The sequence below is a fragment of the Microbulbifer maximicatervae (SeqCode) genome (genome assembly GCF_052467825.1).
Genome location: NZ_CP174327.1, coordinates 4304596 through 4317537, shown reverse-complemented (window position 1 = coordinate 4317537; position 12942 = coordinate 4304596). Strand labels below are relative to the sequence as shown.

The 12942-nt window shown below is 47.4% G+C and carries 10 protein-coding genes; 5 read left to right on the top strand and 5 right to left on the bottom strand.

Annotated features, from left to right (window positions below; genetic code table 11):
• Window positions 1–12: 12 nt before the first annotated feature.
• A complete protein-coding gene (locus tag ACJJII_RS19205; protein ID WP_444897553.1) occupies window positions 13–909 on the bottom strand; it encodes a LysR family transcriptional regulator in 897 nt (298 codons plus the stop codon).
• 117 nt (window positions 910–1026) lie between these two features.
• Here ACJJII_RS19205 and ACJJII_RS19200 point away from each other — a divergent pair, with 117 nt between their 5' ends.
• Together ACJJII_RS19200 and ACJJII_RS19195 are read left to right on the top strand one after the other, a co-directional pair.
• The gene (locus ACJJII_RS19200; protein ID WP_444917358.1) at window positions 1027–1968 is read left to right on the top strand and encodes a peptidyl-alpha-hydroxyglycine alpha-amidating lyase family protein; all 942 of its coding nucleotides are present in this window, start codon (window positions 1027–1029) and stop codon (window positions 1966–1968) included.
• A gap of 31 nt (window positions 1969–1999) precedes the next feature.
• Complete coding sequence (locus tag ACJJII_RS19195; RefSeq protein WP_444917357.1) at window positions 2000–2356, top strand: 5-carboxymethyl-2-hydroxymuconate Delta-isomerase; 357 nt, start codon at window positions 2000–2002, stop codon at window positions 2354–2356.
• A 111-nt stretch (window positions 2357–2467) separates the two neighbouring features.
• Here the strand turns inward: ACJJII_RS19195 and ACJJII_RS19190 are convergent, their stop codons facing one another.
• Window positions 2468–3232: an SDR family NAD(P)-dependent oxidoreductase gene (locus ACJJII_RS19190; RefSeq protein ID WP_444917356.1), complete on the bottom strand. Its 765-nt coding sequence runs from the start codon at window positions 3230–3232 to the stop codon at window positions 2468–2470.
• 139 nt (window positions 3233–3371) lie between these two features.
• Here ACJJII_RS19190 and ACJJII_RS19185 point away from each other — a divergent pair, with 139 nt between their 5' ends.
• Entirely contained in the window at window positions 3372–4292 is a 921-nt protein-coding gene (locus ACJJII_RS19185; protein ID WP_444917355.1) for a LysR family transcriptional regulator, read from the top strand.
• A gap of 319 nt (window positions 4293–4611) precedes the next feature.
• Window positions 4612–4986 (top strand): potassium channel family protein, encoded by a 375-nt coding sequence (locus ACJJII_RS19180; RefSeq protein WP_444917354.1) that lies wholly within the window; start codon window positions 4612–4614, stop codon window positions 4984–4986.
• A gap of 54 nt (window positions 4987–5040) precedes the next feature.
• Here the strand turns inward: ACJJII_RS19180 and ACJJII_RS19175 are convergent, their stop codons facing one another.
• From ACJJII_RS19175 to ACJJII_RS19165, 3 genes are all read right to left on the bottom strand, one after another.
• Window positions 5041–5649, bottom strand: a complete 609-nt coding sequence (locus tag ACJJII_RS19175; RefSeq protein WP_444917353.1) for an OsmC-related (seleno)protein — start codon at window positions 5647–5649, stop codon at window positions 5041–5043.
• 150 nt (window positions 5650–5799) lie between these two features.
• Entirely contained in the window at window positions 5800–6255 is a 456-nt protein-coding gene (locus ACJJII_RS19170) for a hypothetical protein (protein ID WP_444913570.1), read from the bottom strand.
• Window positions 6256–6503: 248 nt separating this feature from the next.
• On the bottom strand, window positions 6504–7577 hold the full coding sequence (locus tag ACJJII_RS19165) for a 3-deoxy-7-phosphoheptulonate synthase (RefSeq protein WP_444913571.1): 1074 nt from the start codon (window positions 7575–7577) through the stop codon (window positions 6504–6506).
• Window positions 7578–9183: 1606 nt separating this feature from the next.
• Between ACJJII_RS19165 and ACJJII_RS19160 the strand changes: the two genes are divergently transcribed.
• Window positions 9184–12756 (top strand): sialate O-acetylesterase, encoded by a 3573-nt coding sequence (locus tag ACJJII_RS19160; protein ID WP_444917352.1) that lies wholly within the window; start codon window positions 9184–9186, stop codon window positions 12754–12756.
• Window positions 12757–12942: the final 186 nt, after the last annotated feature.

The following is a 12942-nucleotide window of genomic DNA, read 5'->3' as shown; positions in this document are numbered from 1 at the left end:
GCTACAGGAGTGTCAGCAGGCGTTGTTCTCAAAACATTCCTCCAGAAACCTCCAAAAGGCATCCAGCTTGGCGGAGGCGGCTCTTCTCTGCTGATACACCGCAAAAAGTGGTCTGCTTGATTGCTGCCAATCCGGCAGAACCTGAACCAAGTTACCCGCCGTAATATCCCGCTCTACCAAATAATCGTAAAGGCAAGCTATACCGGCGCCAGACTGGGCTGCTTGGTAGAGGGAATAGTAGTTATTACTTGAAAAGTAGGGCTTGGGGGCAATCGTGATCGATTCCTGCCCCTTTTGAAAGGTCCAGGAAAGTGGATCGCGGCTGTATTTGTAACACAGTAGTTGGAATTTATTGAGTTGGTCCGGGGAGGAAAAAGACTTAATCCTTGCCAGGTACTCAGGAGATGCTACCAGGAGCCGATCGTGCCGGCCGATTTGATGAGAGTAGAGCGTTGATTGGGGCTGCGCAGGTTGGGAGCGCAATGCCAGGTCAAACCCTTCACCGGTAAGATCCCGAAGCTGATCATCCAGAATCAGATCCAAACGGATATCTGGGTGCTCAGTTGTAAACTTCGGGAGCCTAGGTGCCAGCCAGAACTGCCCCAGAGCCGTTGGGGCGGTAATCCGCAACAGTCCAGAGGGCTGCCCTTTGGAGCTGGTTAGGCGCTCTTCCACTTCCCTAAGATCATTAAGGACACGCTCTGTGGTTTCCAGGTAGTCCCGCCCCGCATCCGTAAGGCTTTGGGATCGGGTAGTACGGTGAATTAGCCGAGTACCCAGTCGCTGCTCAAGCTGTTGGATGGCCTTGCTCACAGCAGACACCGTGGACCCCAATTCCCGGGCGGCACGGGTAAATGACCCCAATCGCGCCACCGTAGTGAACACCTGAATTAAGTGGAAACGGTCCAAAGGAGCCTCCAATAATTTCCTGGCAGGAAAAAGTGAATATCAAATTTATGCTATTAACGCATTTATAGGAAAAAGTCACAATATCTTGGCAGATCGACAAGTTAAGAAGGGTTTCTGATGAGAGTGATTGTATTGCTATGCCTGATTTTGGTTCCCAGCGCCTTTACGCTGGCCGAGGCACCGCCAAACAGCCAGCCATTTCACGTCAAGGGGGGTGATTTTAAGTTGCCAGTGGGTTGGCACTTTGGGGAGGTTGCGGGGGTGGTCCGCAGGGAGAATGGCCACTTTGTTGTGTTTCACCGAGGGTCTCATTCGCTGTTGGAGTTCGATGGACAGCGGCGCTTTGTTCGCGAAATCGGTGCGGGATTGTTTGAGAATCCACATGGTCTTCGTATAGACCATAAAGGCAATATTTGGACTACCGATACTGCCACGCACCTGGTATTGAAATTTGCACCTGATGGCGAAGTAGCCATGGTATTGGGGAAGCGAGGTGCAGCCAGTCAAGGCTGGTTTGATCGCGACTACAACTTGGTGCTGTTCGATCAGCCCCAAGATGTTGCGGTGGATAGAAATGGATTTATTTATGTGGTGGATAAAGGCAACAGCCGCATCGTAAAGCTGGATAAGAATGGCCTTTTGGTAACCACCTGGGGTGGTCAGGGGGAGGCCCCTGGAGAGTTTAATTTCCCTCACTCCATTGTGATTGATTCTGAGGGGCAGTTATATATTGCTGATCGTGAAAATCGCAGGGTACAGATCTTTGATTCAAAGGGTAAATATTTAACTCAATGGAGTGGAATAGGTTACCCCTATGTTCTGTTTCTCAAAGGTGATGCTTTGTGGATGACAGATGCACGGGCCGAGGAAGTGCGACAGTACGACCTGTCTGGTGATCTCAAGATGCGCTATCAAGGCCAGCCTGGACGGGGGCAGAAGCAGTTTGGCTTTGTGCATGGGATCTATGTGGATGACGACGGGCTTTGGGTGTCCCATATCTTGAATTGGAGCATTAATCGCTTACTGCCAGCGGATACATTACCCGCACCGGTCATGTAGCTTTTCTTTCAAAATTTACCTGGGAGTATTTATGCCTCACTGTGTTATCCAGTGTCCTTCTAACCTACTTGAGTCGGTAGATGTTGATAGCTTACTGACTTCTATCCATGCCGCTGCAGATCAGTCTGCACTCTTTGAGCCGGGGGATATTAAAGTTCGTTTGTTACCTGTCGAGCACTATTTGGTTGGACCTGAACCAGCACCGTTTGTACACCTGGAATGCAGTCTGCTTTCTGGTAGAAGTATTGAGCAGCGACAAAACTTGGCTCATTTACTAGCCAAGGCACTGTGTGCAGCCGTACCCGATGTGGAGATGGTTTCTGTAGAGGTCCGCGAGATTGTGCGGGCTACATATTGTAATCGCGCTGCATTGGAGCTTGCAGTGTAGCTTATTTCCCGTGTTTAAGAGTGCCGGGGTGAACTACAAGAAAGCTTCGGCAAAAGGTACTCATTCGCACAAGTGGAGGGCTTGGCCCCCACTTGTGCACTTTCAAGCCGGTTAGAGGCAGTAGCCCCCATCAACCTTCAGGTGTGCATTTCGCATACCGACTGAGTGATCTGTGGCCAGGTAGTGGATTGCTGGCACTATGTCATCTACCTCAAGTGCCCGGCCCAGTGGCGTTACCATCATACTCTCTGAGAGACTTTGAATGTCTGATTGGCTCATGCCGGCTTTTTCCTGGATTTCGGTCAGGGTGATTCCGGGGCGTACGCTATTTATACGAATTCCCCTCACCGCTAACTCCGCATTCAGGACCTGGGCATAACCTTCAATGGCAGACTTACTCGCGCTATAAGCGGAAGTTCCCGAAAAGGTTTTCTCTACGGCAATACTTGAAAGCAAAACCACGCTGGAGGGGTTATTCATCACCGGTAGTAATTTTTGCAGCGTGAAAAAAGGTCCCTTCACATTGATATCAAAAGTGTGATCGAAGAGGGCTTCATCGGTTTCCTCAAATATCCCAGGCTTGAAAATACCGGCATTCAAGATAAGGGCATCCAGTTTAACCTCATCGCTTTGTAATTTTTTTCCCAGTTGCTCAATTTGATTGAGTTTTCCGCTATCACATAGGTGGCAGGTCAGCTGGCCGCTGCTCCCAAAGAGGCCCGAGATATCCTCGGCTGTTTGTTCCAGCTTTTCAGCATTTCGGCCCGTGATGATGACTTGCCAGCCCTCGGATAAAAAGTGCTTAGCTGTTGCGAGCCCAATACCGGCAGTGCCACCAGTGATTGCGATGGTTTTTGTTCTCTGCTGGTGTCCCATAGATCCTCTCTTGCAATTGTAATGGTGCAATGAATGGCAGTTGCCAAGATTAGGCTTAGGAGGATATGTTGTTAGACCGGTATCAATAAGGCACCACTAGGGAAACACTTTGGTTCTAATTTGGAAGCAATGAGGCAGAATGCAGCATCTACATCAATACTTGGGACATTTGTACGTCTTCCGGTTAGTCATTGAGCAAGGCAGTTTTCAGGGGGCTGCTAATCAGCTGGGCTTACCTCGCTCATCAGTCAGCAAGAAGCTGGCACAGCTGGAGGGGTTTGTTGATCAGCGTCTATTGCATAGAAGTACGCGGCAATTGCGCCTTACGGATGCCGGTGCTGCTTTGTTGGAAGCAACGGAGACTATGGCTCAGCTAATGAGCAATACCGAACACCTGATCCTCTCCCACCAGGATGAAGCTGTTGGTAGAGTTAAGATAAGTTGTTCTACCTTAATGGGGCAGCGGTACTTATTGCCATCCATACCATTACTAAAGCAACGTTTTCCAAAAATTACTTTTCAAGTGAACTTAAGCGATAGGGTTGTGAACTTACTGGATGAAGGCGTTGATATTGCCATTCGCACGGGGCACTTGCCGGACTCTTCATTGGTAGCGCGCCGAATAGGTGAAAAGCGTTGGGGGTGGTTTGCCAGCCCGGATTATTTGGCGAGTTGGGGGGAGCCTAATTCTCCAGATGATTTAAGCCAGCATCAATGCTTAGTGTTTAGTAACCAAACAACAACCATTGATCACTGGCACTTTTCTAACGAGGGTAACGAAATAAAGACCATTGCCATTGATCCGGCGATGGTGGTCGATGATGGCCGTACATTGGTTGAATTAGCTACAATGGGGCAAGGTATAGTTATGATTGATCCTCTTCTGGTGCGCAAGGAATTAGCGGAGGGCAAGTTGATGTCTATCTTTCAGCAATGGAGAAGCCCTGAGTTGCAACCGATCCATCTGGTGTGCTTGGGAAGGTCTATAAGAAGTAAAGCGGTAGAGGTAGTTTGGCAGGCATTGGTTGAGAGCTTGCAGAGGGATTTAATTCACCCTTAAAAGCAAATATGGTAGGGTTTTACGTATCATCTCTTTTTTTTTGAATTTCCTGAAGCTTCTTTCTTTTCAATTCTCCTTTCTCTTGGTAGTAGCGCTTGTCGACATATCTAAGCAGTAGCCATAAGACAAGCGCAGCATCAATACCAAACAGGTATCCTTTTCCCTACATGCTATGTGCGACCCGCTGCTGGCCAGATTGATACTCTATTCAACCAATCTGGCCTTTTTAGAAACCTGATTATTAGTAGGCAAAATAGGGTAGGTAGGAACTCCAGTCGGTCCATACGAGCCGCTGTACAGTTCTATTCACACCATTGGTTTGCATGTAAAAGTTCCATTGGCCGGCTATAGCAAGGCAGTTGCTCGATTTAGCCGTGCATTTAGTATGGTTAAAGAAGAACTGGTATTGTTTGGAGTAACAGCTCTGATCTTGCTTTATTTGTCATCTGTAGGTATCTATTATTTTGAGAGCGCTGCTCAGCCGGAACAATTTAAATCTATCTTTCACAGTTTGTGGTGGGCAGTTACAACCTTAACCACTGTGGGTTATGGTGACATGTATCCAGTTACTCTCGGTGGGAGAATATTTACTTTCTTTGTGCCTTTGATTGGTTTGGGGGTGGTTGCAATTCCGACAGGTCTTGTCGCTTCTGCCTTATCTAAAGCCCGGATTGAGGATGTAGAAAACGATTAGTAACAAGCGCTATTAGGCTATGGCCTCTTCGTCTGTGAGGCCATCCCAGGATATTTAATTGAACTCAACCGCTTTACTATTGATAAAGAGCTGGGTATCAACGGGTGTTGCACTGGAAACGGTTTGAAGTGACATACAGGCCTGCCGGCAACAATGCATAAATTTTACAAGTTCTTCTTCTGGCTCATCACTTTCAACAATCAAATGTATTTCCACTCTGTCCCCCTTGCCAAAGACTTCTTTCGGTTTGATACCCCCAAAATTCAAAGTGGTTGAGAACTCAGTTTTTTGCTCTAGCCTTACACTTTTTAATTTGATCCCGCCAAGTTTAGCCAGCATTTCGATGTGAGACATCATGCAAAGGGCTAGTCCTGCAGAGAAGTACATAATTGGAGATGGGGCGCTGCCTCTACCGCCGACGGCTGTGCCTTCATCACAGATAAGCTCCCATGTTCCACCATTAGGAACGTTGGAAAATATGGTGGCTTTTTTTAGGTGATGCCCCTCAGGCATTTGTTCGACATTAATATGAGCGTGAAACTTCAGCAGCTCGCCTTGTTTCACCTTATCGAGGTGAGGGGGAGGGAAGGTTACTTGGTGTGCATCCTCGTCCAACTTGCGAATGATGGTAGAACTCGACATTTCCCATTGAATTGGGTCCATTTTGAGGCTCCTCTGTTTTTGTGTCTCGACTGGAGGGTCGAGTAGAGTTGATTTGTGCACCCCTACGGAGTTGGGTGGCAACAGCTTTAACAAAGGAGGTTAGGGTGAGAAGGGCTATATCCCCACTTGTGCCTTAAGAGTACTGGCTCTTTAGTCCAGTAGGGGGAGCGCTGTAAAGAGCGCGAGTTCATGCGCGTAGGCCAGCGCATCATTCTTGGAGTGGAAGGCCTGCGCCTGGATACTATTGCTACCGTTATTTTGGCGGGGGACCAACATTACCTGCCAGCTGGAGTGGCTACTTTTACGGTCTGTGGTATGGGATGAGTAGGAGACAACCTTAACCCCCTTGAACGCCGCTAGCGATTGCCTCTCGGTCCAGCTATGCCAGAGGGCTTGTCTCTTGGAAACATAGCTTTTTGATTCTCCATCGATGTAATGTGTTGCCCGAAAGGAGAATGTGATTACCGCGAGAAGAGTGCAGAGAGCGGTGGCCAGCCAGGAGATGGTGGAGCCTCCATCGAGAGCAAAACTTAGGCTGACAAGTAGCCAGGTCAGAGTAAACCCACCAAAGATATAGATTGGTACTTTGTTGGACTGCAGTTCCATATGTGCTGCTTTCCTATTTCCCATAAATGTAAAATTAGGTGCCAGATTTCGACCTCAGTTAGTAAGCCGCTTATTTTTATTTAGCTGATTGAAGGAAGCATACGACAGCTATCTGTTACGGCAGGGCAAAAGTACTCTTTTTGTAGGGTCTTTATCAAGTGGATAGCGTAATTTGTAGGGAGATCAAGCTGTGGCGGTTATCTTTTCGGTAGGAAAGAGGCCCGCTATGGGCCTCTCCAGGGGGAGGTCTAAGGGGAGCGTACTTTAAGGGGCTCGCGTAGCTGTTCGGCCATGCCTAACAGCAGGGACTCGGTAGTTTCCCAATCAATACATTTATCGGTTACCGAAACGCCATACTCCATATCGCTCAGGTTTGGCAGAATTTTCTGGTTGCCGGCTTTCAGGTTACTTTCCACCATAATGCCAATAATCGACTGATTGCCATCGAGGATTTGGTGAGTCACATTGTCGACCACCAGGGGCTGTAATTCGTGGTTTTTATTGGAGTTGGCATGACTGCAGTCGACCATAATGTTTGGCACGATATTGGACTTACGCAGCTCCTGCTCGCACATTGCAACACTCACTGAGTCGTAATTTGGCTTGTCATTGCCCCCGCGAAGTACAACGTGACCGTATGGGTTGCCTGCGGTGTGGATAATCGCAACTTGACCGTGCTTATTGATGCCGAGGAAGCGATGGGGGTTGGCGACCGATTGTAGGGCATTGATAGCCACCTCCAGGCCACCATCGGTACCATTCTTGAAGCCAACGGCAGAGGAGAGGCCGCTGGCCATTTCCCGGTGAGTCTGTGACTCTGTGGTTCGCGCGCCAATGGCAGACCATGAAATTAGGTCCTGCAGGTACTGAGGGGAGATTGGGTCTAGGGCTTCTGTTGCAGTAGGCAGCCCTAGCTCGGCAACATCCAATAGCAGCTTGCGGCCAATATGCAGCCCCTCCTCAATCTTGAAGGAGTCGTTCAAGTGAGGGTCGTTGATCAAGCCCTTCCAGCCAACAGTGGTGCGGGGCTTCTCAAAATAGACGCGCATTACAATTAGCAGGGTATCGGAAACCTTGTCCGCAATCGCCTTCAAGCGCTTGGCATAATCCATTGCGGCGTTCACATCGTGAACGGAGCATGGCCCGATTACCACCATCAGGCGGTGGTCTTTGCGATCTAGAATGTCGCGCACGGCGGCGCGTCCTCCAGCGACAGTCGCCTCGGCGGCATCGCTAATGGGGAGTTCTGCTTTCAGCGTCTCCGGGCTGATCAGTACTTCCTGGGAGACAACATTTAAGTCGTCGAACTGCTGTGTGGTCATGGCGTCTTCTGGTTTCTCTATTCCTTAGTGCCGCGCTGCACCTGCAGGCGGAGTACCTATCCTACTTTGCCATCAAGAATAGGGCGAGGGTTTCATTTGCAACCAAATAGTTGGCCTTCTTTTGGGATGGCCATTTACTAGCGCCCCTTAGACTGGTTGGTGCAATGCGTTAGTAGAGAGTGCCCATTGCCGCCATCTTTAGCAGCCAAATGGTGGCAGATGGCATTAGCGCTTCTATGGAGTATGCAGTCAGAAGCGCAGTATTCAGAGGGCTCCTTACAGAGTAATAGCTGAAAACAATTCGCGAGTGCCAGGAGTAGGTGGCACTCGAGACAAGCCGCGGATAATTTTGATTAAGGATGCTCGATAGTTAACGTCACCGGGCGGTATTTGAATTAGCTACAAGGGCGCTGAAATTGGCGGGCAAGCTGTCTGTGAATCCCTGGATTATATCTGTGTAGTTTGCGAAGCTAGTGCTCGAGAACAGAGCCGGCTATTGCCTCCTATATGAGTCTCAAAGCTTCCCCATAAAACGAAATAATAAACTGATCGGCTATGTCTTGCATTTCAAAAAGGGCTCGCAAGTCTTTTCAACTAATTTTGTAGTGATCGCAAACATCCATGTGAACAGCAATTATCATTTCTGAGCATTACAGATGCTAATTTGATGAGAATCTTCTCTGCTAGACATAAAGGTGTTCTTATATCAAATTGGGCTTTTTGTAGGAGCTACAGTGTAGTCAAGTTGATGATTGTTGCGAATAAATTTTCTTTTTTCGGTGCGGATCGATTTCTACAAAATGTAGAAAATTGGCTTGCCTTTTCTTTGTAAGGGGTTAGGGTTTCGTATTGTGCAAAAATAGGAGTATTAATTTTTGTGGACACTCACCTCTATCCATGTGATCAATAATTACTTTTTGATTGCGGGTGAAAAGAGCATAATTATATTTTCAATCTTATGAAGCTGGGGTTGTGTCTTTTTCCTGTATTGGGTAAGCAAAATTTATACCTTCTTACTTTTAATTGACTAGGCTGTGTTGTGAATAACTAGAGAAGTTATGCCCAACGCTTTGCAAAAGATTTACTGCAAGAGCCTTGTTTATAATGCTGTGATATGGTCTGCAAAACCTGAGAGATAAAGAAGCGTTTTTTTAAGTGCGACTTGGTTAACCGTCTAACCTGTCTTGTCGTACTCTTTCTGATATCAAATATATTTCCAACATTGGCAGCAAGCTTAGGGTCCAGTGTCTTGGTAGATGTTGAAATACTCAAGGTATGCCTTAATTGCCTGATGAATGAGCATGGGAAGCTAACTCAAGGGAAGGCTAAGTTAAGTGCACTTATAACGCCTTGCTTTCGTTACATAGCTAGTTATCAAGCCTCAAGAGAAGACTGATAATTTTCTATGTTCTATAAATAGCCAATAGATTTGTAAGCCTTAGTAGTCAAAAAGAGCCGTCGTGGAAAAGTTAAGTAAGTCAATAAATTTTAGTGGTGGCTTTAATTTTAAGTCAGGGTGACTCAATCAAAGAACTGGTTCACGGTACCCGCGAGGAGATACGGATAAGCTTCGTTTGTTAATTTCAGTATTTCTAAATGACAAGTAATGTTTATACGTATCAGCAAAACAAATCGCTCCGAAAAGGCATTTAAGGCCCCCCTCGTATTATTATTAAGCGCACTACTTTTTGGCTGTGGTGGCGGAGGTAGTAGTAACGATGAGACGACACCGCAAGAGAACACTGGCGGTGATAACTCGGGTGGTGGAAATTCAGGCGGTGGAAATTCGGGTGGGGGAGTGGTAGATACCCCGGATGAAGGTGATGATTCTAACACGCTGCCCATTGCCAATGATCAGTTGGTACAGATGGCCGCACACGGCCGACTTGCAAAATCTATATTTCTTGCTGCGTATGATGAAGATCTGGATTCTCTAGAATATTCTATTCAGTCGGAGCCGGCGCATGGCACTTTAACAGGAAGTGGGCGTCGCTGGGAGTACCTCCCTGCAACAGACTTTACGGGTACTGATAGCTTCTCATATCTAGCGTCAGATAGTAGTGGTGCTAGTAATATTGCGACAGTTACTATTGAAGTTGCGGCAAATGATTGTGCCAGCGATTTCCTGGATGGACCAGCTGACAGCCTTCTGGTGCATGTCCCGTCTCACTTGGAATTCCGTGATGTAGCGGGTGGAAATTCTGTGATTGTTGAGGGTACTGCGCTAACAGAAAGTGCATCTTCGGATCCAGATGTAGAAGGGCGCACAATGTTTGTCAGTCGCAACGACTTTAATAATGCAGACATGACGGTGGCTCTTCCTGAGAAAGATGGCCTCGCGCATTTTAGCTTGTCTTTTAAGTTCATCCCGGATAGTACTGAAGACGATGAAGTGATGGTGAGATCAATTGCCGATACTAATGGTGATAATAACTCCGGCAGCTTTTATATAGGCATCAGTGATGAGGTTGTTGTAGGGCAATTGGGCGGCCAAGACAGCCAGCAGTTTTCTAACGCAGAAAGTACTTTAAAAACCCGTAGCTGTAATCATGTCGCAGTTACGGTCGACAATGGCACGCTAACCGTGTACGTAAACGGTGAGGCTTCTACTTCGATATCTGTTGATGGTGATAGCTATCCTTACTTGGGCGACATGCTGCAATTTGGGCCCTTTGCGGGAAAAATCTGGGATGCGCGACTCTATGAGCGTGTGCTGACATACGATGAAGTCATGGACCTGGGTGGCAGTAAGTGCAATGAATCCATGATTGCTACCAGCCCCTATGATGGTTACAACAACTATCTTTGTTCAACGTACCAGTGCCAATGGTGGTCGGATGATACCGACAAAACCATGGCTAATTTTGAGCATTATATTGTGGCTCAAGAGCGGGTATGGGAGAGGAATATCTTTGAAGCCGGCATGTATGGAAAAGGCGAGCTTTGCACTTACTTCAGTGATGAAGGTTCCACCCGTGATTTAGAACTCAATGACTCAATTAGTAATACGTTCGTTAAGAATTACACCCTGGAGGATAACCCGCTTACCCAGTCTAACGCCCAGCACTGGATGCATGAGAACTTCCACTCCTATCAGGGTAAGCTAAACAGGGTTACAGGTGAGTCCAGTGGTAAGTACACCCTGGAATCCTCCGCAAGCTGGGGCGCGGATCACAATATCCCGGGCGTTAAAGATAGCTTGCTGGGTTACTACACCCTCCACCCACATATTACCCTTTGGGCCATTCAAGACTCTCCCGTCGATCACCAATATGGTTATGACTTTAAAGGCGGGCATCAGTACGGTGCATATATTTTCTGGTCTTGGCTGACTAATTATGCTGTGAGTAAGGATCTGATGGGAGGTGTATTCCGTGACTCCAGGGATGGGCTCAACGACCTGGAAGCAGCGGATGCCTATCTAACAGCACAAGGGCACGATATGAAGGCCCTATTTGCAGATTTTGCCGCACAAATCACGACCTGGGATATGGTTGAGAGTGAGGCCTACCAGGTATCGGAGGCAGCCTCTTTGAGTCGGATGTTGAGTGAGCACCCTGATGCCAGCACCCACGATAATAAGTACACTCAAACATTTGATCAGGAGGGGACGGGTAACAGCTGGACTGATATGGATACCGGTTTTGTACCAGGCTCTTGGGCTTTTAATGCCTTTAAGGTAGAAGGTATTACTGAAGACAGTAACTACACCATTGCGGTTAGGGTTGATGCTGAAAATAACCCAGCTCATGCGGACTTCCGTGGTCGTGCAGTGGTTTACAACCCATCTACTGGCTCTCGTAGCTATTATCCATTTGATATTGATAGCTCCGGGGAAGATTCAAGTACCGTAGTACCGGTACCTGCCAATCATGAACTCTATGCTCTCGTAGTCACAACTCCTGACACCTTCAGGGATTTTGAGTTTTATGATTATGATTTTGCTATCTATCCATCTGGTGGTGACGTAAATACCGATCCAGTGGGTGATACTTCATATGAGGATGTTGTAAAAGTTGTGGTTATGGCAGGCCAGTCCAATATGGAAGGCAACAACACCCGGTTAGATCGCTTGCAAGAGCTGATTTGTCATGCCAATGCAGATTACACCTACGGCGATGTCGACTGTGGTTCTACGGCGATTAGTGATGACCAGATAACAGAGCAGTTTATCAATAATAGTGATTCGCTAGCCGATTATAACCAGAGACTTAGCGATGATAACGAAGACCCTGTGGTGCAGAAGCTCGGGCAATTCCTCTGCCGTGCAGGCAGTCTCGACTCTCATACAGGTGAAACCTGTGATAGCCGTAACTTTGATCTGACTGACCGACTCTTTGCCACCATCAGTAGATATTACTTCTCCTCTAGCGATGGCTCCTATGGGTACAACTACGATGCCTGGATGCAAATGAGTACTGCTATGGAGGTAGCTGAAATTTATACTGATGGTCACCTGGACGCAGCTCTTGAAGGTACACGAGACGATATTACTGTACTGCAGTATCAGGGTTCATCGAATGATACCGGTTCTCTCTCCTTCTCTGAGCGCCATGGTGAATTGTTCCCCAATTACGGCGTGTCTACTAACCGCTATGGACCAGAGCTCACTTTAGGGCACTACCTCGGTGACGAGACTGAGAACGATCTGTTGCTTTTAAAAGTGGTTCAGGGTGGTACTGACCTGAGAGTTGACTGGAAGGTCCCTGGCTGCCATGACTCCGCCGCTAATGAGTGGACCCAAGATGAGGAAAATCAGGAGTCTCTTTACACTGCGATGTTGGAGAAGATTGAGGCCTTGCGCGACCCTGAAGTCTTGGCTGGTTACTTTCCGCAGTATGAAAATAAGTCGATTGAAATCGATAGTTTTATCTGGTTCCAGGGTTGGAATGATGGAGGGCAAACTGTAAATGAAAACAACTATGAGGCGAATTTGACCTGTCTGGTGAATGGCCTACGGGAAGCGCTAAATGATTATGACTTGCCCATTGTTATTGCTAAAAGCCACTATGGTGATGCCAGTGGAGCTATCCAGTCTGCCCAACAGTCTGTTGCAGACAACATCTACAATGTTGAGGCTCATGAAACAGATGATCTCTCAGGTTATTACCATTTTGATCCAGCGGCGCATTTAGCGATAGGTAAGCGCATGAAGGAAGAGAGAGACAACTTGCGCTGATTAAAAATTATACTCGATAGCAAGTGCGTAGATAAGGCCTCCCTGCTGAAAGTCTTATCTACGCTCACCTAGCCCACAAAGCCAAAAAACAAGTATTATCCCTTCCGTTTATCTTGTCAGATTTTTCAAACCATACTGTATCTCGCTCTAATAGCGTGATATCAATAGCACTATACTCAAGTAGTT

Coding starts and splice junctions, on each gene's coding strand:
- ACJJII_RS19200 (WP_444917358.1), top strand. CDS start 1,027: ATGAGAGTGATTGTATTGCTATGCCTGATTTTGGTTCCCAGCGCCTTT.
- ACJJII_RS19195 (WP_444917357.1), top strand. CDS start 2,000: ATGCCTCACTGTGTTATCCAGTGTCCTTCTAACCTACTTGAGTCGGTA.
- ACJJII_RS19190 (WP_444917356.1), bottom strand. CDS start 3,232: ATGGGACACCAGCAGAGAACAAAAACCATCGCAATCACTGGTGGCACT.
- ACJJII_RS19185 (WP_444917355.1), top strand. CDS start 3,372: ATGCAGCATCTACATCAATACTTGGGACATTTGTACGTCTTCCGGTTA.
- ACJJII_RS19175 (WP_444917353.1), bottom strand. CDS start 5,649: ATGGACCCAATTCAATGGGAAATGTCGAGTTCTACCATCATTCGCAAG.
- ACJJII_RS19170 (WP_444913570.1), bottom strand. CDS start 6,255: ATGGAACTGCAGTCCAACAAAGTACCAATCTATATCTTTGGTGGGTTT.
- ACJJII_RS19165 (WP_444913571.1), bottom strand. CDS start 7,577: ATGACCACACAGCAGTTCGACGACTTAAATGTTGTCTCCCAGGAAGTA.
- ACJJII_RS19160 (WP_444917352.1), top strand. CDS start 9,184: ATGTTTATACGTATCAGCAAAACAAATCGCTCCGAAAAGGCATTTAAG.